The organism is Limimaricola hongkongensis DSM 17492 (genome assembly GCF_000600975.2).
Lineage (GTDB): Bacteria > Pseudomonadota > Alphaproteobacteria > Rhodobacterales > Rhodobacteraceae > Limimaricola > Limimaricola hongkongensis.
In genome coordinates, this window is record NZ_KK088652.1 from 197,530 (window position 1) to 218,062 (window position 20,533).

The 20,533-nt window shown below is 65.2% G+C and carries 22 protein-coding genes and 1 pseudogene; 18 read left to right on the plus strand and 5 right to left on the minus strand.

Features of this window, described 5'->3' with window-relative positions; genetic code table 11:
• Positions 1-20: 20 nt before the first annotated feature.
• Both LOKHON_RS09240 and LOKHON_RS09245 read left to right on the plus strand, forming a co-directional pair.
• Positions 21-1,439, plus strand: a complete 1,419-nt coding sequence (locus LOKHON_RS09240) for a phage tail sheath subtilisin-like domain-containing protein (RefSeq protein WP_017928632.1) — start codon at positions 21-23, stop codon at positions 1,437-1,439.
• Between the two features lie 11 nt (positions 1,440-1,450).
• Entirely contained in the window at positions 1,451-1,963 is a 513-nt protein-coding gene (locus tag LOKHON_RS09245; protein WP_017928631.1) for a phage major tail tube protein, read from the plus strand.
• 37 nt (positions 1,964-2,000) lie between these two features.
• On the opposite strand, the gene LOKHON_RS09250 is transcribed toward LOKHON_RS09245, so the two are convergent.
• Positions 2,001-2,288, minus strand: a complete 288-nt coding sequence (locus LOKHON_RS09250) for a hypothetical protein (RefSeq protein ID WP_017928630.1) — start codon at positions 2,286-2,288, stop codon at positions 2,001-2,003.
• A 65-nt stretch (positions 2,289-2,353) separates the two neighbouring features.
• Here LOKHON_RS09250 and LOKHON_RS09255 point away from each other — a divergent pair, with 65 nt between their 5' ends.
• From LOKHON_RS09255 to LOKHON_RS09310, 13 genes are all read left to right on the plus strand, one after another.
• Positions 2,354-2,668: a phage tail assembly protein gene (locus tag LOKHON_RS09255; protein ID WP_017928629.1), complete on the plus strand. Its 315-nt coding sequence runs from the start codon at positions 2,354-2,356 to the stop codon at positions 2,666-2,668.
• Complete coding sequence (locus LOKHON_RS16565) at positions 2,665-2,790, plus strand: hypothetical protein (protein ID WP_017928628.1); 126 nt, start codon at positions 2,665-2,667, stop codon at positions 2,788-2,790. Before LOKHON_RS09255 ends, LOKHON_RS16565 begins: the two co-directional genes overlap by 4 nt.
• Before the next feature lie 66 nt (positions 2,791-2,856).
• Positions 2,857-5,313, plus strand: coding sequence for a phage tail tape measure protein (locus tag LOKHON_RS09260; RefSeq protein ID WP_017928627.1), 2,457 nt, complete (start codon positions 2,857-2,859; stop codon positions 5,311-5,313).
• Positions 5,313-5,753 carry a phage tail protein gene (locus tag LOKHON_RS09265; protein WP_026147493.1) on the plus strand — a complete coding sequence of 147 codons (441 nt, stop codon included), beginning with the start codon at positions 5,313-5,315 and terminating at the stop codon, positions 5,751-5,753. The genes LOKHON_RS09260 and LOKHON_RS09265 overlap by 1 nt, the downstream gene beginning before the upstream one ends.
• Positions 5,750-5,956 (plus strand): tail protein X, encoded by a 207-nt coding sequence (locus LOKHON_RS09270; protein WP_017928625.1) that lies wholly within the window; start codon positions 5,750-5,752, stop codon positions 5,954-5,956. The genes LOKHON_RS09265 and LOKHON_RS09270 overlap by 4 nt, the downstream gene beginning before the upstream one ends.
• A gap of 4 nt (positions 5,957-5,960) precedes the next feature.
• Positions 5,961-6,944: a phage late control D family protein gene (locus tag LOKHON_RS09275; RefSeq protein ID WP_017928624.1), complete on the plus strand. Its 984-nt coding sequence runs from the start codon at positions 5,961-5,963 to the stop codon at positions 6,942-6,944.
• Between the two features lie 3 nt (positions 6,945-6,947).
• Positions 6,948-8,765 carry a hypothetical protein gene (locus LOKHON_RS09280; RefSeq protein WP_017928623.1) on the plus strand — a complete coding sequence of 606 codons (1,818 nt, stop codon included), beginning with the start codon at positions 6,948-6,950 and terminating at the stop codon, positions 8,763-8,765.
• 3 nt (positions 8,766-8,768) lie between these two features.
• Positions 8,769-10,496, plus strand: coding sequence for an FAD-dependent oxidoreductase (locus LOKHON_RS09285; RefSeq protein WP_017928622.1), 1,728 nt, complete (start codon positions 8,769-8,771; stop codon positions 10,494-10,496).
• 10 nt (positions 10,497-10,506) lie between these two features.
• Positions 10,507-11,049 (plus strand): hypothetical protein, encoded by a 543-nt coding sequence (locus LOKHON_RS09290; RefSeq protein ID WP_017928621.1) that lies wholly within the window; start codon positions 10,507-10,509, stop codon positions 11,047-11,049.
• Positions 11,046-11,372 (plus strand): hypothetical protein, encoded by a 327-nt coding sequence (locus tag LOKHON_RS09295; protein WP_017928620.1) that lies wholly within the window; start codon positions 11,046-11,048, stop codon positions 11,370-11,372. The genes LOKHON_RS09290 and LOKHON_RS09295 overlap by 4 nt, the downstream gene beginning before the upstream one ends.
• On the plus strand, positions 11,365-11,676 hold the full coding sequence (locus LOKHON_RS09300) for a hypothetical protein (protein WP_026147492.1): 312 nt from the start codon (positions 11,365-11,367) through the stop codon (positions 11,674-11,676). The genes LOKHON_RS09295 and LOKHON_RS09300 overlap by 8 nt, the downstream gene beginning before the upstream one ends.
• 62 nt (positions 11,677-11,738) lie before the next feature.
• Positions 11,739-12,398, plus strand: a complete 660-nt coding sequence (locus tag LOKHON_RS09305) for a lysozyme (RefSeq protein WP_017928618.1) — start codon at positions 11,739-11,741, stop codon at positions 12,396-12,398.
• 29 nt (positions 12,399-12,427) lie between these two features.
• Complete coding sequence (locus tag LOKHON_RS09310) at positions 12,428-12,769, plus strand: hypothetical protein (RefSeq protein WP_017928617.1); 342 nt, start codon at positions 12,428-12,430, stop codon at positions 12,767-12,769.
• A 232-nt stretch (positions 12,770-13,001) separates the two neighbouring features.
• Here LOKHON_RS09310 and LOKHON_RS15675 read toward each other — a convergent pair whose 3' ends face one another.
• The 4 genes from LOKHON_RS15675 to LOKHON_RS09325 all read right to left on the minus strand — a co-directional run bounded on the left by LOKHON_RS15675 (position 13,002) and on the right by LOKHON_RS09325 (position 15,763).
• Positions 13,002-14,516 (minus strand): FAD-dependent oxidoreductase, encoded by a 1,515-nt coding sequence (locus tag LOKHON_RS15675; protein WP_081610590.1) that lies wholly within the window; start codon positions 14,514-14,516, stop codon positions 13,002-13,004.
• A gap of 392 nt (positions 14,517-14,908) precedes the next feature.
• On the minus strand, positions 14,909-15,127 hold the full coding sequence (locus LOKHON_RS09315) for a hypothetical protein (RefSeq protein WP_017928614.1): 219 nt from the start codon (positions 15,125-15,127) through the stop codon (positions 14,909-14,911).
• Positions 15,124-15,378: a hypothetical protein gene (locus LOKHON_RS09320; protein WP_017928613.1), complete on the minus strand. Its 255-nt coding sequence runs from the start codon at positions 15,376-15,378 to the stop codon at positions 15,124-15,126. The genes LOKHON_RS09315 and LOKHON_RS09320 overlap by 4 nt, the downstream gene beginning before the upstream one ends.
• 160 nt (positions 15,379-15,538) lie before the next feature.
• Positions 15,539-15,763 (minus strand): hypothetical protein, encoded by a 225-nt coding sequence (locus LOKHON_RS09325; RefSeq protein ID WP_017928612.1) that lies wholly within the window; start codon positions 15,761-15,763, stop codon positions 15,539-15,541.
• An 87-nt stretch (positions 15,764-15,850) separates the two neighbouring features.
• Between LOKHON_RS09325 and LOKHON_RS09330 the strand changes: the two are divergent.
• From LOKHON_RS09330 to recG, 3 genes and pseudogenes are all read left to right on the plus strand, one after another.
• Positions 15,851-16,045 (plus strand): annotated as a pseudogene (locus tag LOKHON_RS09330) (winged helix-turn-helix domain-containing protein); the annotation flags it as partial.
• Positions 16,046-16,133: 88 nt separating this feature from the next.
• A complete protein-coding gene (gene ligA, locus LOKHON_RS09335; protein ID WP_017928610.1) occupies positions 16,134-18,317 on the plus strand; it encodes an NAD-dependent DNA ligase LigA in 2,184 nt (727 codons plus the stop codon).
• A complete protein-coding gene (recG, locus tag LOKHON_RS09340; RefSeq protein WP_017928609.1) occupies positions 18,314-20,410 on the plus strand; it encodes an ATP-dependent DNA helicase RecG in 2,097 nt (698 codons plus the stop codon). The genes ligA and recG overlap by 4 nt, the downstream gene beginning before the upstream one ends.
• Positions 20,411-20,533 lie beyond the last annotated feature (123 nt).

Below are 20,533 nucleotides of genomic sequence, written 5' to 3' on the forward strand. Positions count from 1 at the left end.
CTGAAAATGGAGCACTACCCATGGTTACCGAGCCGTTCCACGGCGCGCGGGTTTTCCAATCCGGCGACGACCCCGTCTTCGTGTCTTTCGTCAGCACCGCGACCGTCGGTCTGCTGGTCGCGGTTGATCCCGCCGACCTTCCGGCAGGCGTCTCGATCGACGAGCCGATCCATATCGAAAAGGCCGCTGATGCCGCTCTGCTGCCCGCCGCGGTGCGCGAGGAGATCGACAGCGTCTATGACCAAACGGCAGGCTCGATCATCGTCGTGATGATCGACGAGGGCGCTGATGCCGCCGCACTGACCGCGAACGCGGTGGGCGATGCGACGGCCCTGACCGGCATCCACGCGCTGAAGAAAGCCACGGCCCTCGGCATGCCCAAACCCAAGCTTCTGGCGGCGCCGGGGCTGACCACCGCCGGGGTGCCGGACGGAATCGCCTCGGTCGCGGTGACCACGCCCGGCACCGGCTACGATGACACCACGACCGTCACCGTCTCCGGGTCCACTGGCGGGCAGGGCGCGGTCCTGACCCCAGTGATCGGCCCCGGCGGCGCCATCGATTCGATCATCGTCGAGAAGCCGGGCTATGGCTACTCCGGCGTTCTGACCGTCACCATTTCCGGCCCGGGCACCGGCGGCGCGGCGACAGCCTCCGCAGGCGCAGTGCTGAACGCGGTGATCGCCGAGGCGCAGGGGATCGCCGAAGACCTTCGGGCGCAGTTCTACGCGGACGGCCCGGACGGCACTTCGGAGCAGGCCGTTGCAGCCCGCGCGCTGATCGGCTCCAAGCGCGTCTGCTACAGCGACCCGCGTGTACTGAAATCCATCGATGGTGTCCCGACACCGAAGTCGTCCTCGACCATCTTCGCGGCACTGCAATCCAAGATGGACCGCGAGCGCGGCGCGCACTGGCCGGGTTCCAACGTGCTGATCAACGGCATCCAAGGCACGAACCGTCCCGTGCTGCCCGGCTCCGAGGCCTCGAACCTCAACGAGAACGGGGTCAACACGATCATCAACCGCGGCGACGGCTTCCGCGCGTGGGGCCCGATGACCTGTGCCGTGGGCACCATCTGGGAATTCGTCAGCGTGGTGCGCGTGGCTGATCTGGTCAACGAGAGCATCGAGAAGGCCTTCGTCCAGTTCAACGATCGGCCGCAGTCGCGCCTCGCGCTCGACCAGATGGCGATGGCGGGCCGCGCAGCGCTGAAGTCGCTCGAAGCCGAGGGCGTGCTGCTTCCCGGATCCGAGTTCGGGCTCAGCTCGACGCAGAGCGCCGCTGACGGCGTCCAGGGCATCGTCAAGTTCGCGATGCGCTACGAGCCCCCCGCGCCGATCTACGACATCCGGATCGCCGCCTACCGCAACCCCACCGTGGCCTATGAGCTGCTCTACGACAGCGTCTCGGGCACCATCGACACCGGCGATCTGCTGTAAGGAGCACGACCATGGGCAACAAACTCCCAGCTTTTATTCTCACCGATTGCACCCTCGCCGTTCCCGGCGCGGGCGGCAATCGGATCGGCCAAGTCTCCGAGATCACCATCCCGGTGATGGAGAAGACCATCGAAAGCTTCCGCAACGGTGGCATGATCAAGCCGCGCGAGGTCGCGATGGGCTACGAGATCACCACCGCGTCGTTCAAGGAAACGGCGCTCGATCCCGACATGCTGAAGCTCTACGGCTTCGGCAACGCCGAGAGCATCATCGCCTACGGGTCGATGCGCTCGGAAGACGGCACCGAGCACGCGGCGCGCTTCGAGATGGTCTGCGACGTCAAGAGCGTGGACATGGGCAACTGGACCAGCGCGCAGAAGGGCGAGGTCTCCTATGGCCTGAGCGTTCACGAGGGCATCCTCTATATCGATGATGCCGAGGTCTATGCCTTCGACGATTTCGGGGTGCGCGTGGGCGGCGTCGAGCAGTTCCCGGGCCGCCGCGCCGCGCTGCGTCTGGATTAAGGGATGGGGGGGCTACCTAGGCCGCTCCCCCCTTGGTTCACATTGCTTTCTGGCAAGACACGCGATCTATCGAGTCCGCTTCCAGGTCCGTGTAGATGGCAGGAAGCCCCGAAAAAATCTGGGCAACGCCGAGCGGCTCGTTTGAGCCATCCAGAGCGACACAGGTGTAAAGTTCCTGCCCTTGAGGCATGATTAGTTCGCAAGATGCGTCTCCGAAAAACTCGACACATCGGACGAAGCGGGCCTCGCTGTCGGCCTCAAAGGTGATCGTTTCCGCCTGAGTAGCGCCAGCCAACATCACCAGTGCAACCGCAAATCTCGTCATATCAGAATCTTCCAACCTGAGCGGGCATCGTGGCCCGCCCGCATACCCTTTGCCAAGAGGCCCCCATGACCGATCGCCCCAAGTCCCTGACCGTCACGCTCGAAGAACCCGTCGAGCACAAGGACAAGACCTATACCAGCCTGACCTTCCGCCGGGGTAAGGCGAAGGATTTCGTCGCGATGGATGCGGTGAAAGGCGAGATGCGCAAGTCCATGGCGCTGTTTGCCTCAATGGCCGGCGTCCCGCTGCCAGTAATCGAAGAGCTCGACACCGAAGACTTCGTTAAGGTCGGCAAGGAGGTCGCCGTCCTGATGGGAAACTCCGCAACGCTGGCGAAACTGCTGGCACAGGAGGCGGAGATGTCAGCTTCTCCCGAATGATCGCCGAGATCGGCCGCTACCTGCACCAGAGCATAGACGAGGTCGAGGAATGGGAGGCCGAAAGGTTCTTCCGCTACCACGACCAGATCCGCGACATCCTCGCGGATGAGCGGCCCGAGTAAGGGCCACCCCCGACAGCACCAACCGATGCGCCCGGCCTGCCGGGTCTTTTCTCATGGGAGATCGCCATGGCGACGATGACCTCACGCCTGATCATGTCGCTGGTCGATCATGTGACCGGCCCGGCGCGCAACGTTCAGCACGCCATCTCGAAGACGCAGGATCAGATCGAGCGAAACAACCGCGCGATCCGCGAGACGCAGGGCAAGCTGCTTGGGGCAGCCGGGGGTGCTGTCGCCTTCGCCGCCGCGCTGGCAAAGCCGGTGCAGGCCGCGACCGAGTTCGAAAGCGCTATGGCCGACGTGCGCAAGGTCGTAGATTTTCCGACGCCTGATTCCTATGGGCAATTTCGAGACGAGCTGTTTGCGCTTTCCCGCGAGATCCCGGTGTCCGTTCAGGGCCTCACGCAGATCGCAGCCGCAGCGGGACAAGCGGGCATCGCCGGTGATGATCTCGTCAAATTCACGGGCGTAGCCGCGAAGATCGGGACTGCGTTCGATATCTCGGCCGATGAAGCCGGTTCGGCAATGGCGAAGCTGATGACCGGCCTTGGGCTGAACATTGACGAAGCCACAAGCCTCGCCGATGCGATGAACCACTTGTCGAACAGCCAGGCATCGAGCGCTGCCGAGATCCTTGACGTAGTGCGCCGCGTCGGCGCGCAGGGCAAGCAGTTCGGTTTTAACGCCACGCAGGTCTCGGCCTTCGCCTCGGCGATGATCGCAGCAGGTTCGCAGTCCGAGATCGCGGCGACCAGCTTCAACAACATGGGCAAGGCCCTGACAATGGGCGCCAGCGCGCCAAAGCGGCTTTCCGAGGGCCTCGACGAACTCGGCCTCGATGCTGTCGCCGTTGCCAAACGCATGCAGGATGATGCTGTTGGCACCACAATCGACGTTCTCGAGCGGATCAATGCGCTCCCGAAAGAGATGCAGGCGGCGATCTCGAACGACGTGTTTGGTGGAGAGGCCCGCGCTCTTGGCCCGCTGCTGACAAACCTTGACCTGCTGAGAAGCTCGCTCGGCATGGTCGCAGACGAAAACGACTACGCAGGCTCAGCCTTCAAGGAATTTGAGGCGCGCATCAAGACCTTCGAGGCCGAGATGCAGCTCTTCCGGAACGTGATGTCCGAGCTGTCGATCACGCTGGGTGAGGCAATCATTCCGGCCTTGCGGCAGACCATGGAGCGAATGCTCCCGGTGATCACCGCCATGGCCGAATGGGTCGAACAGAACGGCGATCTTATCCGAACTGTGCTCCGCGTCACCGCCTCGCTGATCGGCCTGCGCATGGGTCTTTTGGGCATCAAGCTCATCGGACTGACCGGCAAAGGCGGCTACCTCTGGGCGCTCTCCTCTGGCCTGTCGAGCGTCGGCCGGGCCGGGGCCGCCATACGTGGTGCGGTGGGTCAAGCCATCGCGTTGCAGGCGGCCCTCGCGGCCATGTCCGGCGCTCAGGTGACCCGTCTCGACAAGGTGAAGGCAGGACTGCGCGGTATCGCGGGGCTCACTGGACTGACTGCGGCGGCGGGCGCGGTCAAGGCGGTGGTGCTTGCGGTGGCTGGGATCAGCGCGCCGGTCTGGGGCACTGTTGCGCTGGCCGCGGCGGCCATCGGCACCGCAGGCGCTATGATCTGGAAGAACTGGGATGGGCTCGCGTCGATTGTGCGAGGCGTCGCTTCCGCTTTCGGCGATCACTTCAAGGTGGTGATCGAGGATCTCCGGCCAGTCCTTGGCCCGGTGTTCGATTTCCTCAGTACCGAGTTCAACCGCTTCATCGAAGACCTCAAGACAGTTGCGACGGATATCGGCGACTTCGTGGGCAAGGTGAGATCGTTCTTCACCGGCGGGCTGTTCGAGAAGAACATCCTGACCGAAAGCGAGCGCAGCAACATCGAGGCGAATGCCAAGGCTCTGACTGCTAACATCCTCGCAGCCATTGATGAACTGCCGGGTAAGCTCCGCAGGGCTGGCGTCGCCGCCATCGCCGGCTTGTGGGACGGGATGAAAGAAAAGTTCGGCGAGATGCTCGAATGGGTCAAAGGCATCCCCGGGAAGATCGCTGATGCCATGCCGAAGATCGACCTCTGGGGCGACGGAAGCCGCCCGCCCGCGCCGGTGATGCGAGATCCGAACCCCGAACCCGGCTTCCAAGAGCGCATGGGCATGGGGACGCCGCACGTTGCTCGCGCCGATGGTGGTTCGATTCTACCGGGCCGCGGGTACCTGATGGGGGAGCGGCACCCGGAGTTCCTTTTCCCCTCTCGCGCCGCCTATGTCGCCAGCCACCAGCAGACCCGCGCCCTGATGGACATGGCCCGGTCCGCACAGATCGCCCCCGCCGCGCGCAGCGTTGCGGCCTCTGCATCCACCACGCGCACACCCGGCGCCACCGGCCCGGCCTCGATCAACTTCGGCGACATCGTGATCCAAGGCGGGGCCAACGCCTCTGCCGACGACATCGGGCGTGCCCTCGGGCGCCACGCAAACGCGGCCCTCCGCTCTCATTACTCGGACAATTTCTGATGGCAGGTCTCTCCCTCATGACGCTGGGCCCGTTCCAGTTCCAGGCACTGGGCTTCGGCTACGACTCCCGATCCAAGAGCCAGAAAACCGGCTGGGCCACGATTCCCGTCGCGGGCGGCATGGACCGGGTGCAATGGGTCGGCGGCGACAGCCGCACCGAGACCATCCGGGGCGCGGTGTTCCAGCAGTTCGGAGGTCAGACCTCGATCGAGGGGCTGAAGCTGGCGGCGCGCCTGGGCACGGTGCTGCCGTTCGTCGACCTGTCCTCGGGGCTGTTCAACGTGTTCGGCATGCACGTGGTCGAAGAGATCACCGAGGATCAGGACGTGTTCGACGCCTCGGGCGCGCCGCTCAAGAACGCCTATTCGATCAAGCTGCGCCGCTACGAGGGTTCGCTTACGGGCGCCTCGCCGCTCTCTATCGTGAGCCTGCTGGGATGATCGTCACGCTCATCATCCCCGAGACCATCGATCAGGTCTGCCGCCGCGTCTATGGCGACGAGAGCGATTACGTCGAGCCGGTCCTCGCCGCGAACCCCGGCCTTGCCGCCAAGACGAAGATCCTGCCGGTCGGCACGGCCATCGACATGCCCGAGATCGCAACCACCGAGACGACGACACCGGTCGTCACGCTGTGGGACTGACGCCATGCGCCCCATTTGCCAGATCCTGATCGACGGCGTCCCGGCATCCGGCCTCTTCATGGAGCGGCTGGTCAGCTGCACCGTCACCGACAACGAGGGCATTTCGGCGGACATGGTCGAGATCGAGCTCGACGACAATCCGCCGGCCGCGCTGCCGCGGCGCGGGGCCGTGTTGTCGATCAGCATGGGCTATCCAGGCCACATCGCGTTCATGGGAGAATTTCTCGCCGAGGAGATCGAGGCCCGCGCGCTGCCTTACAGCCTGCGGATCACCGGCAAATCCGCCGATATGGGCGGCAAGGAGAAGGGCCAGAAGGAGCGCCATTGGGACGACGTGACCCTCGGCGCGCTGATCAAAGAGATCGCGGCGGATCACGGCCTCGCGTCGTCAGTCGACCCGGCGCTCGCATCTTTCTCCTACCCGTGGATCGGGCAGATCGGCGAGAGCGACATCGCCTTCCTCGAGCGTCTGGCCGACCGGCACGGCGCGATCTTCGCGATCAAGAAGCAGACCGTCATCTTCGCGCAGCGCGGCGCGGCGGTGTCGCCCGCCGGCGCGGCCCTGACATCCGCCGTTCTGACGCCTTCCATGATCGCGCCGGGCAGCTGCTCTTTCACGCTGAGCGAGCGCTCGAAGTACGAACAGGTCATCGCGGTCTACATGGACCGCGCCAGTGGCGAGCGGCGCGAGGTGACAGTCGAGGCCGACCCCGAGGGCGAGGGCGCCTTCACGATCGACCAGCCCTATGCGTCCGAGGTTGAAGCCCGATCTGCCGCCACCGCGCGGGCGCGCGAGCTGCAGCGGCGGGCGCTGAATTTCGGCGCCCAGATCATCGGCGACCCCGCCATCCGTGGTGGCGCTCCCGTAACGTTCGCCGGAGTGCGCCCCGGCCTCGATGGTACCGACTTCATCGTCGAGACCGCTACTCACGCCTTCTCCAAGGCCGGCGGCTACACGACCACCCTCACCGGCAAGATTAAGGTGTAATAAATGGCATTTGACGAATTCGGCAACCTGTTGGCGATCTTCCCCAGCGGAGCGGCACGGCCTATCGACTTCCGGGGTAGGGGCATCCTTAATCTCGGCTCGATTGGCTTCACGAGCGCACGAAACATCACGGAGGCCGAAGGCGGTACCATCGACATCGGCGGCTCGTCCTATGTCAGCATCGATGCCGCTGATGATATCGTAGTTCGACGCTTTGAAGGGGGGGGCGATGGCGCGCCGCTGTTGGTGGTGAAGAACGGAGGCCCCAGCTTAGTCGTCATCAAGCATGACCCCTCATCCATCAACCTTTTTGGCGACACGGATCGATACCTTGAAATTGGCGATGCGCTCATGCTCGTCCTGTCTGGCGGCGTCTGGCTGGAGATTGGGGCGCCGGCGCGTGTCCGACTGTCAGGGCTAGACGCAGACATTATCGCGGATCAAGCCACGGCAGAAGAAGGGGTCAATAATTCGGGGGCCATGACCCCGCAACGGACGACCCAGCATTTCAATTACCGGATTAACGAAGCGTTCCGCTACGACCTGCGCACGGCCAGTTCGAAGGCCGCGCTGCTGCTCGCGCTTGGCGGCCGTCTCAGCACCGAAATTGACCTGGCCGATCTACGCACGCGCGCTGAGGCGCGGCTGGCCGATGAGCGCGCGCAGGCGACTCAGGAAACGGCGCGGCTGACTGCTGAGCAGACGGCCCTCATCCTCGGCCGGCTCGCCGCCGCCGAGGCTGCTCTCCAAACCCTCAACGACATGGCGGAATCCAACATGACGACCTATCCCCTCGCCGCGACCGTGACCACGACCGCCGCGCAAATCGTGGCAGCCTCCGAGCCGACCCGGCTGCAGGTGTTGAACAAGTCTGACACCGCCACGGTCGGAATCGCCTTCGGTACCGCCCCCACAGCCCTAAACGATGCCGGTGTCATCACCCTCAAGCCCGGCGCGGCGCTCGATACCGCTTTGATTTCCGCGACGCCGATCTACGCAATCGCTTCCGAGCAGGCAGCGATCTCGGGGGCGTTTGCCGTGAAGGCGGGCGAGCCCAACCCCAACTGGGAAGCGGACGTCCAAGCGATCTTCACCCGGATGGGGTCGGCCCCCTCCTACCTGTGGCAGGACGCCTATCGTCGCCTGTATTCGGCGCTGCGCCGCGCTGGAATTGTCGGGCCAAATGCCAAGGCGCTCGGCGTCTACCCGATGGCGGCGCATACCTCTGCAGCGGCGCTGGTCAACTGGGCGGGCACCGGGTCCGCAACGGCGGTGGCCTCCCCGAGCTTCACGGCGGCGCAGGGCTACGCCTTCGACGGGTCGAGCCAGTATCTCGACACCGGGCGTCAGATGAATGGCTTCACGACGACCACGGATGTCACGGCGCTGATCTGGCCCGATGCGACCGATCAGGCGACCGGCAAGGCCGGCATGGGTGACGGGGCCTTCGCACTGGAGCCCAACCGCAGCCCGACCGAGGTTGCGGTCAAGGGGGTGGTGTCGACCGGCGTCGACGTCGCCACGATCCCGGCGCTTGGCGCGTACTTCGGCATGACCCGGCAGGCCTCGGACCGCTACACCGTGCATCTGCCGGGCGGCGGCGGGCAGATATTCAGCCGCGCCAGCCTCGTCACCTATCCGATCCGCCCGGTCTATATCGGCGCGACCAACAGTTCGGCTGGCGTGGCGGATTTCTACGCGGGCAAGATCAAGGCGGCGCTGTTCGGGCGGGCGCTCTCGGCGGTGCAGGTTCTGGCGGCGGAGACGGCCTTCGCCGAGTTCTTCGACCGGGCCGCGACCGCACAGGCGGCGGAGGTCTGATAGATGGATGTCGAGCTTTTCGTCTACGGCGCGACGCCTGCCTCTCTGTTCGCGGCCATTGTCGCGGCGCGGGACGGCAAAAGCGTCGTGATCTGCGCGCCCGAGCCGGGCATCGGCGGCATGATCACCGGCGGGCTCGGGATTTCCGATGCGCCGCTGTCGTTCCGCAACTGGGATGGCGGCGTGGTGCAGGAGTTCACCGAGGCGCTTGTCGCCCGCACCGGCTTCGACGGGTCCAGCTTTCTCAACTGGAATTTCGCGCCCTCTGACGCGCTGGCGGCATTCAACGTGCTGCTCGCCGCCGAGCCGAACATCACGCTGCGGCTGGGTGAGACGATCACCGCCGTGTCGCGTAGCCAGGTTGACGACATCAACGGCCAGCCGGTGGGCGCGCTCGACGGGCGCGGTGACCGCATCGCCTCGGTCACGACCGCGCCTTGCACCTGGCTCGCCACGCCAGGCGCGGGCGACACCTACACGGCCACGGTGTTCGTCGATGGCAGCTACAACGGCGGGCTGATGGCGGCCGCCGGGGTGCCGTTCCGCATTGGCCGCGATGCCGCCTCGGCCTTCGAGGAGAGCTATGCCGGGGTGCATTCGGGGCACGTGACGACGCGCTCCTATGACGTGGTCGACGCCGACGGCGACCTGACCAAATACGGCGGTTGGAAGCCTCTGGAAGCGGACGGGCAGGCGGATCGGCGCATGATGGCGCTCGGCTATCGCAACTGCATCACCAACATCGCGGGCGCGAACAATCTCGGCTTTCCGGCCCCGCCCGGCTACGATCCCGAGGATTTCCGCGCCGAGATCGTACTGGCGCAGAAAGACACCAGCATTGGCCTGACCACGCGCGAGCACGCCTACAATCCGGTGTATCGCACCAGCTACGACGATGCGTCGGCCTCGGCAGCAATCGACGGCTACGCCGGGATGACCGAAAAGGAGCGCCAGGAGGCGTGGCTGCGCTATTCCAGCGTGGCGGAAATGGCTGCCTACCCCGACAAGTTCGCGACCAACGGCAGCGACATTCGCGGGGTTCTGGCCGCCGAGATGGCGACGGCCTCGGATACGCGCCGCCACGAGATCCGCGAGCAGCTGGCCTATCGCGAGCTGGGTCGGCTGCACACCTTCCAGACGCATGCAGACGTGCCGCAGGTGGTGCGTGATCGTTTCGCCGGGTGGGGGCTGTGCGCCGACGAGTGGCAGGAGGATTACATCCTGACGCCCGGCTGGCCCTCGGAGATCTACGAGCGCCACGGGCGGCGGCTGGTGGGGCAGGTGACGGTCGATTTCTGGCATGCGGCCTACGAGGTCAACTGGCCCGATCAGATCGCGGTCGGGGCCTATTTCATGGACAGCAAGGCGAAAGCGCAATGGGCCACGCCCTTCGGCGGCAATGCTTTCGAGGGGCACTATGCCGTGCAGCCCTTCGATGATGCGAATGGCAACCCGGTGCGGGCCGATACGTACAACTATGTCGGCATCCCACTGCGCGCCGTCGTGCCGCCCGTCGGGGTCTGCGACAACCTCGCGCTTTGCTGGTGCGTGTCGGCCTCCGAGGTGGCGTTCTCCTCGATCCGGCTCGAGCCGTTCCTGTCGGCGGTGGGCGAGGCGGTGGGACATCTGGCCTGTGCCGCGATCAACACCGGCGTCGCGCCTGCCCGGCTCGACTACTCCACGGTGCGCGCGCGTCTCGATGCGGCGGGCCTGACCATCACTCGATTCTGACGGAGGCCGCATGAGCTTCGTATCCTATCAGCCCGGCGCATCGGCGTCGGGCACGGCCTCGGCCTCAAGCGCAGCCCCGGCTCTGACGGTCGGCGGCGGCGGTCTGCGGGTGATCTCGCCCGATGCCGTCGACGGCGCGCCGCATCTGGTGGTCGAGGCCCCTTGGGCGCCGATTGCCACCGGCTGGATCGATCTGGCCGACACCGCCGAGCAGGTGGTCGAGGTGATCGCGCAGGGCCGCTACATTGCAGACAGCGTGATCGTCTGGGGGGCCGATGGCGCGCCAGGTGCTGCGAGCCTTGCGGTCCGCACGCTCGACGCGGCGCGCGGTGGTGGCCGCCTGCTGGCCTCAGGGCTGGACCTGTCGGGGCTGTCGGGCCCGAAGGGGCTGGCCGAGGCGGCGATCGCGGCGGGGGCCATCCTGTCCGCGCCGCATCTCTATGTCACCGCCAGCGGTGGCGGCACCGGGCGTGTGCGCTTGCAGCTGTTCGGCCGCCTCGTCGCGCTCGAAGATCCGCAGGCGCGCACCTATGACCCAAGGGGCGGCGCATGACGATTCTCGACGAAATCTCGCGCCTGCTTGGTGCCGCGCCTGAGCACGTCTCGGCCCTTATCGTCTCCGGCGCCGGCGGGGCCCTTGTGCGCGCGCTGTCGCTGCCCGAGGAGAGCTGGGGCCGACGGGCGCTGCACGGCGTCATCGGCGCGCTCTCGGCCATCTTCCTGGGCGGCGTGGTCGGGCACCTGATCGACTCGCTCACCGGGGCGGGCATTTCTGCCTACCTCGCTGCCGGGTTTTTGATGGGCGAGGGGGGCATCGCCGCCGTCCATGCGCTCCGACGTCGTCTCCTGCCGCCAGAAGGCAAGGACAATGGCTGACCTCATGCTGATCGCGCACACGCTCTCCTCGGGCACGCTTGTTGTCGTCTGCTGGTGGCTCGCCCACCAGAACGCGCTCGTGTCGCGGCCGCCCGGCCTGTTTATCGCCGCCGGTTTTGCCTGGGTGAGCCTCACGGTGCTGGTCACCGCCTTCCTGCGCCTCGGGGATGAGGCGCGCGACATCTGGATCATCGCGTCGAAGGTGGGCCTGACCTTTACCTTCTGCGCCGTGAGCTGGCGCCGGCACATGTGGTGCCGGCTGCGCAGGCGGGCCGCCGCACGACGGCAGCGCCGCAAGGGCTAACCCCTTCGACCGTTTCGACCAACCGGCCCCGCCTGCGGGGTCTCTTCGCATGGGAGATCATCATGCAGATCAGCGATCGCGGCCTGCTCGAAATATGTGAGCACGAGGGCATCGTCCCCGCGCCCTACTACGACAGCGTGGGCGTCCTGACCTACGGCATCGGGCATACCAAGAACGCGGGCGGAGTCGATCCGGCGGATCTCCCGCGCGGCATGCCGAACGATCTCGACGCGGCGATTGACCGGGCGATCGAGGTCTTTCGAGCGGACATCGCGCGCTATGAGGCGCGCGTGAACGCCGCGATCAAGGTGCCGCTCCCGCAGCACCAGTTCGACGCGCTCGGCTCCTTCGATTTAAACACCGGCGGGATCTACCGCGCGATCCTGACACGGCAGATCAATGCTGGCGACCCGAAGGCCTCCGAGCACTTCTTTGGTTGGCTCCGACCGCCGGAGATCCGCAAGCGCCGCACGGCCGAGAAGCGACTCTTCGACACCGGCGACTATGACTGGAACGGCGACGAGATCGCAGTCTGGCGCGTCGACACGCGCGGCAGGCTGCACGGGGTTCTTAAGACGATCACCGGAACTGAGCTGCTGGCGCGCATGCAGCGACCGGCTCTGGCGCCGGACACGTCGGGGCTGGGGGCCGAGACATCTGAAGACCTCATCGCTCAGATTCACGCCCTAACCAGCGCGCACCTCGCGCGGCCGACGGCCTGAATTCAACTAAATTCGAATAGGAGAAAACCATGCGAGACATCCTCATCGACATCGCCAGCCAAGAGGCCGCACTGCTGATCGTCGAGTTCACCCTTGTGTGCTTCTCGATCCTCGGCGGCCTTGCGCTTAACAAGTGCCGCCAGCTGCTCGGCGCCAAGCGGGTAGCCCAGCTGCGTGCAGCGCTCGATCCGGCCGTCCAGCGTGCGATCGCCCGCGCCGAGGCGAACGGGCTGAGCGGTGAGCAGCTTGTCGCAAGCGCTGTCGCATACCTTGAGCAGACAATGGCCGACACGCTACGCGGCCTTGGGGCGGACGGGTTCGGTGTTCGTGAGCGGCTGCGTGCTGAGCTTGCTGCCGCGAGTGCCTCCTGATGCCCGTGATAGTTCCTGTTCTTAACTGCTGCTGCGAGTAATAAATCTTAGTCAAGACTGTTCGCGCCCGCCGGGAAGATTCGGCGGACGTTGACGGTTCTAGTAGTTGGGCTGGAACTATTTCAGCCGCCGGTTGTGCGTGCAGCCAATCGGTGGCCTCCTTCGAAGCCTTGCCGTGGAAGAGGCCACTGACCCAGTCAGCTCACTGCCCGATCATGGGGTCTAGTGTAAATTATGGGTCGAAGCGTTCTTTACGAAGGTCGGTAATCTGGACCGCGCGGATGTCATGCACTTTGACCTGCTGCTGATCCGCTAGATAAGCCATCATCGCTGCGCTACTGCCGAATTCCATCCAGGTCGGCTCCATGCGAATGGACCCAAAAGCGACATGAGAAGTGGATACGCCACATACCGAGAAAAAGTTGCTGGCTTCCGTGCGCTTCGGCAAGATGATCCAAGCAGGTAGATTGTACCGATACGGTATCGTTGAGAAGAACATTCCCTCCCGAACGATGTTGCTCCCGTCCCGGTTAGCTTTCCATGCAACGGGTTTGCAGTCGAGATGGTACTTCGCTTGGCAAATCGCTTCTTCATTAGAAACGCCACCGCCTTCGACGTGGTTCTGTGTAAATACCTGATCACCCCTCAACCTGCGACCTTCGCGTACGTAAACATGTGGGGGCATGTGCCCCGAGTTTTCGTATTCGTCTCGCGGCAAGCCAAAATCTGAGAAGAAAGATCGGATTGCCCCCGGAACAGCCGCATCATTCTGGATAAAATACAATACAGCAGTCGTGTACCGAATAAATTCGGAAGTCATTTCTGCGCGCTTCTGCTTGGAAGCCTCGACCCACCCGCGCGTGAGGGCGGGAGAATTAATCGGCGCCAAAGGTCCAGAATTCATATCGAACTTGCCATTCGGTATCTCCGCAAGGTTGAAATATCCTGATTTCAACGTCATCCCGAGACCCTTATGCCACGCTGACCTTATCGATCCCTTGGTCAGATTGGATGCGAGCTGCCTAAAGAGGTCGAACTGCCCGAAGTCAAAATCTTCAGGGGCCTTGATCGCTACGCGATTGGTCAGGTCTGGTGTTAGTGTAGCCCTGATGCAATAGCTTTGTACGTTTCCATCGGCAGCACCGATTGGAGATAGCGTCGGAGGAGAAATATACGGACGCAGAACCCCGTCAACCTTCGGAGGAATCTTCACCCCGCCCTTCCAAGGCAAGAACTTTTTGGCCGCCTGCACACCTGCCCATTCTTCGTTATACTCTGATTGCGCCTCGCGGCCTAAAGAGTAGCTAATGCCAGCCTCGGCCATGAGATCACCTTCATACGAAGCATCCACCCACCAGGACGCTTCGATCACACGCCCGTCGGTTAGCTGCGCCCGACTGACCTTTGTGTCGTCCCGCTTCACGGCGACAACATCCTGCTCGAGTAGGATTTCGACGCCAGCTTCATCAAGCATCGCACTGAAAATTCTTTGCGCGATACAGCTTTCAATGCGAACTGGCATGTAGTTGAGGCCATAGTGCTGCTGCGCGCGCAAGAAAAATTCTTTGGCAACTCCAGTTATGATGCGCTTGTCGACAGTATCGGTCGCATTCAAGCCAGAGGTCATCATGCCGCCAATGTACGGACTCGGCTCTATTATGACGGATCTCATCCCCAGACGTGCAGCCGTGATAGCAGCCATGATGCCTGCGGGCGTGGCCCTATAAACGCCAAAGGCATACGTCATAATGGTCCTCCTATGGATTCGCCGCAACTTCGAGGAAGTTGGCCGGAAGGGCAAGGGCGAGGTGCGGCATTGGAGGACGATCCCGCGCCGACCCGACCACGTCCGAAATCTGGTGGAAGAGCTGGGGGGCGAAGGGATCCCAGTTACATTTCTGCTATGAGGCTGGACTCTACGGATACGGCCTATACCCCTCAGCCGGGGCTCGCCGCGAGCTGGATGAGCTCCTGCCCACGGACGTGCAGGCCACGCTTGACGGGAGCACGGCTGAACCGCTGCCGACCTGACGCAACACCGCCCGCTGGAGTGATCCGGCGGGCGGTTGTGTTACATATCGGGGCTTTTTCGTGCCACAACGGGCTTTGTGTTAGGTTCGCGCGACACTTCCGATCCGCTCACCCATACCCCCGCTCCCCATAGGCAGATAGGGCGGCGCGCAGGGCCTCAACCTTGTATTCGGACCAGTTGCCTGCGTCATGATCGTTCACGATGTCCTGCGCCGCCGCAAGCAGTCCCTCTACAGGGGCGGGGAAGATGGCGGCGCGGAGGCTGTCAAAGTCCGCGAGGATGGTGGTCAGCTTGGCGCGGCCGTAGCGGAGGGGTTCGGGGGTCATGCGCACGCCTCCAGCCGGTCGCAGAAGGCCAGCACGTCAGCCGCGCGGAATGATGCTACGCAGTCGAACCCGCCGCCCTCGGCCTCCTTCACGGTGCACAGCCGACCAAGCGGACCAGCGCGCCCGGCGAGCCGCACGTCTCGGCCGCGGGGCAGGGTGGCGCGATGAAGCGTCAGATAGAGGTGGGCGATCGGTCGACCGTCGAGCGGGGAGGTGGCGCTTGCAGTGGCGCGGAGTTCGGCGGGGGTCATAGCAATTTGGCCCCCGTTTCGCCCCGGCTTTGCGGTTTCGAGATCGCCTCAACCGTGCCAAAAAGCCGAACGAACAGGGGATTTAGCGCGAACGTCCGGCCTTGCGCTGCCCTCCGAAGGTAGAGGTCGACTGCGTCGCGGGGGGATTTCTGGCCAGAGCTCATAGGTCATCTACCTCCTCGCCCATCAGCTCGAGGATGTCCTTTGCGGCGTGGTACTTCGCCGAATGGATGGTGGAGTGCAGCTGCATCCGCTCGGACAGGGCGATTGCTTCGGCGTCATGGCGGCCGCGCAGTACGGGGTCGCCGATCACGCCCGAAGTGCATTCAGCCATGTTGGTCCGGGCGTACTCGCGGATCAGGGCGACGATCTTGAGGTAGGTCATAGCGTTTCAACTTTCACGATTTGATCATGCCCCGTTCACGGGGTCCGTTTCATCGCAAAGCATTGGCGGGGCTAACATTTTTACACGTTCCTGAACCACCTCTATGGCGGCATGGACGAACCCGAGCTGAAGATCATCGACGTCTTCATCTGCAAGCTGCGCAAGAAGCTGGCGCAGGCGACGGGCGGCGATCATCAGATCGAAACCGTCTGGGGGCGCGGTTACGTGCTGCGCGACCCCGAGCCGGTCTTGCAGGCGCCGCCTTTCGCCATCGGCGCCTGACCCCGCCCGGCATCTGGACGCTATCGCGCCGGGCTTCTAAGTTCGCCGCGCGGGCGGATCGGCCCGCGGCGTGGACCGGGAGACGGCATTGACGGCGGAACAGCACCTGCGGGCGATCGAGGTCGCGGCACTCACCGAGGCTCAGGCCCGAAAGGAGCTTGACCGGCTCGCCGCCGAGATCGGCGCGGCCAATATCGCCTACCATGCCGAGGACGCGCCCGAGATCACCGACGCGGCCTATGACGCGCTGCGCCAGCGCAACGCCGCGATCGAGGCGCGCTTTCCCGCGCTCAAGCGCGCGGACAGCCCAACCGAACAGGTGGGGGCTGCCCCTGCCGAAGGTTTCGGCAAGGTGCCGCACGCGGTGCGGATGCTGTCGCTCGGAAATGCCTTCACCGACGAGGAGGTGACCGAGTTCGCGATGCGGGTGCGCAAGTTTCTCGGCCTGGTCGAAAGCGCACCGCTCGATTTCACCGCCGAGCCCAAGATCGACGGGCTGTCGCTGTCGTTGCGCTACGAAGCCGGTCGCTTGGTGCGCGCGGCCACGCGCGGTGACGGCGCGGTGGGCGAGGATGTCACCGCCAATGCCCGCACCATCGACGACATCCCCGAGACGCTCGACGACGCGCCCGAGGTGTTGGAGGTGCGCGGCGAGGTCTATATGAGCCATGCCGATTTCGCCGCGCTCAACGCCCGCCATGCCGAGCGCGGCTCCAAGACATTCGCCAACCCGCGCAACGCCGCCGCGGGTTCGCTGCGCCAACTCGACCCGGAGATCACGCGGATGCGGCCTCTCAGGTTCTTTGCCTATGCCTGGGGGGAGCTGTCCGCGCCGCTGGCCACGCACCAGTTCGACGCGATCGCCCGGCTGCGGGGCTTGGGCTTTTGCACCAACCCGATGACCCGGCGCTGCGACACGCCCGAAAAGATGGTCGAGGCTTATCGCGAGATCGAGGCGCGGCGCGCCGATCTGGGCTATGACATCGACGGCGTCGTCTACAAGGTCGACGACCTGTCGTTCCAGCGGCGCCTGGGCATGCGTTCGACCACGCCGCGCTGGGCGCTGGCGCACAAGTTTCCCGCCGAGCTGGCCTGGACCACGCTCGAGAAGATCGAGATCCAGGTGGGCCGCACCGGTGCGTTGTCGCCTGTGGCGCGGCTCAAGCCGGTGACGGTGGGCGGCGTGGTGGTCTCCAACGCGACGCTGCACAACGAGGATTACATCGCCGGGCGCGATTCCAAGGGGATGGAGATCCGCGAGGGGCGCGATATCCGCGAAGGCGACCGCGTGCAGGTCTACCGCGCTGGCGACGTGATCCCCAAGATCGCCGATGTCGACCCGGCCCGGCGCGGCAAGGACAGTGTTCCCTATACGTTCCCCGATCATTGCCCCGAATGCGGCTCCGCCGCCCCGCGCGAGGAGGGCGACGCCATCCGCCGCTGCACCGGTGGGCTGGTCTGCCCGGCGCAGGCGGTCGAAAAGCTGCGCCATTTCGTGAGCCGCGCCGCCTTTGACATCGACGGGATGGGCGCCAAGCAGGTCGAACAGTTCCACCGCGATGGCTGGATCCGCGAGCCTGCCGATATCTTCTCCCTGCGGGAACGCTACGGGACAGGGATGCAGCAGCTCAAGAACCGCGACGGCTGGGGCGAGAAATCGGCCAATGCGCTGTTCGACGCGATCGACACGGCGCGCCGGGTGCCGCTTGCGCGCATGGTCTTCGGGCTCGGCATCGCCCATGTGGGCGAGGTGGCGGCACAGGTGCTGGCGCGGCATTTCGGCACCTGGGATGCGCTGATCGCCGCCGTGGATGCCGCGGCCACCGAACCCGCCGCGCAGGCCGAGGATGACAAGGCCCGCAAGAAGGCGCTGCCCGAAAGCCCGAACTGGGCCGAGATCACCGGCATCGACGGCATCGGTTTCACCGTCGCGGTCAGCCTCGTGACCTCGCTCAGCCAGGAGGGAGAGCGTGGCTCCGTCGATCGGCTCGTGGCCGCGCTCGACATCCAGCCCGCCGAGCAGCCCAAGACCGAAGGCAGCCCCGTGGCGGGCAAGACCGTCGTGTTTACCGGCACGCTGGAGAAAATGACCCGCGCCGAGGCCAAGGCCCGCGCCGAACAGCTCGGCGCCAAGGTGGCGGGCTCGGTCTCGGGCAAGACCGACCTTCTTGTCGCCGGTCCCGGCGCGGGCTCCAAGGCGGCCAAGGCCGAAGCTCTGGGCGTCGAGGTACTGGACGAGGACGGCTGGCTTGCGCTGATCGGCGACGCATGAGCGTGAAAGGCCGCCCCGAGATCCTGTTCCCGCTGTTCGGGGACATCCAGAAGCTGAAGGGGATCGGACCCAAGACCGTCCCCGCCTTCGAGGCGGCGGGGCTGGCGCGGCCGCGCGACGTGCTGCTCACCCTGCCGCAATCGGGGATCGACCGGGCCCGCAAGCCGAGCATCCGCGACGTGGTGCCGCCCGCCGTGGTGACGGTCGAGGTGGAGGTGGTGCGCCATCAACCGGCCCCCGCCAAGGGAAAGCCGTGGCGCGTCACGGTCGAGGATGCCGAAACCGCGTTCCAGATCGTGTTCTTTCACGCGCGGGGGGATTACGTGCCAAGGCTGCTGCCCATCGGGGAGCGGCGGATCGTGTCGGGCAAGGTGGAGCTGTTCGACGGGCTGGCGCAGATGGTTCACCCCGACCACGTGCTGCCGATCGAGAAGGAGGCCGAGATCCTCGCCTTCGAACCGGTCTACCCGCTGTCGAATGGCATCACCCAAAGGCAGATGACCGGCGCCGCCCGCGCCGCGCTGGGCCTTGCGCCGGAGCTTGGGGAATGGATCGATCCCGGTCTGCGCGAACGCGAAGGCTGGCCGTCATGGCGAGAGGCGCTGGAACAGGCCCACGCGCCGCAGGGCTTCGCCGATCTGTCACCCACCCATCCCGCGCGCCTGCGGCTCGCTTATGACGAGCTGCTCGCGCACCAGATCACGCTTGCGCTGGCCCGGACCACCGCGCGCCGCGCCCCCGGACGGTCGAGCATCGGGGACAGGCGGTATCGCGGGCGTGTGCTGGCCGCGCTGCCCTATGCGCCCACCGGGGCGCAGGCCCGCGCCGTGGACGAGATCGCAAAGGACATGGAGAGCGAGGCTCGCATGAACCGGCTGCTGCAGGGGGATGTGGGGTCCGGCAAGACGCTGGTCGCGCTGATGGCGCTGCTGGTGGCCGTGGAGGCGGGCGGGCAGGGGGTGATGATGGCCCCGACCGAGATCCTCGCGCGGCAGCATCTCGAAGGGTTGCAGCCTCTGGCCGAAAGCGCGGGCGTGGTGATCGAGCTTCTGACCGGGCGCGACAAGGGGAGCGAAAGACGCCGCAAGCTCGAAGCGCTTGAAGAAGGGCGCATCCAGATCCTCGTCGGCACCCATGCCGTGTTCCAGAAGGACGTGGTTTTTCAAGACCTGCGCCTTGCCGTCATCGACGAGCAGCACCGCTTTGGCGTGGCACAGCGGATGGAGCTTGGCGCCAAGGGAAGGGGCGTCGACGTGCTGGTGATGACCGCCACCCCGATCCCGCGCAGCCTCGCGCTCACGCAGTATGGCGACATGGATGTCAGCGTGCTCGACGAAAAGCCGCCCGGACGTTCGCCGATCACCACCGCGCTCGTCTCCACCGAACGGCTGGGAGAGGTGGTCGAGAAGCTGCGCGCCGCCATCGCCGAGGGGCGTCAGGCCTACTGGGTCTGTCCTCTGGTCGAGGAGAGCGAGGTCTCCGACATGACCGCCGCCGAGGAGCGGTTCAAGCGGCTCCGCGCGAGCTTGGGCGAAGACGCCGTCGGGCTCGTGCACGGGCAGCTGCCCCCCGCCGACAAGGACGCCGCGATGGCCCGTTTCGTCGCGGGCGAGACCAAGGTGCTTGTCGCCACCACCGTCATCGAAGTGGGGGTCAACGTGCCCGCCGCCTCGATCATGGTGATCGAGCGGGCCGAGAATTTCGGACTGGCGCAGCTGCACCAGCTTCGGGGACGCGTCGGGCGTGGCAGCGCCAAGTCGACCTGCCTGCTGATGTACCAGCCGCCCTTGGGCGAAACCGCCCGGCGCAGGCTGGAGATCATGCGCGAGACCGAAGACGGCTTCCGTATCTCCGAGGAAGACCTCGCGATGCGCGGTGCGGGCGATGTGATCGGCACCGCGCAATCCGGCCTGCCGCGATTCCGCATCGCCGATCTGGAACGCCATGCCGGGCTCATGGCGCTGGCCCAAAGCGATGCGCGCACGCTGCTGACCATCGATCCCGCGCTGGAGGGGGCACGCGGACGTTCCGCACGTGTTCTCCTTTGGCTGATGGAACAGGACAGGGCGATCCGGCTGATCTCGGTCGGCTAGAAATTTATCATTTCAGAATAGGGCGCTGGGCTTGATTGGGGCAAGTGTTCTCATAAAGTTCTTTACAGGTCGCGCCCCATATGGGAACAAAGCGGCAACAGGAGCATGGAGAGAGGAGACGCG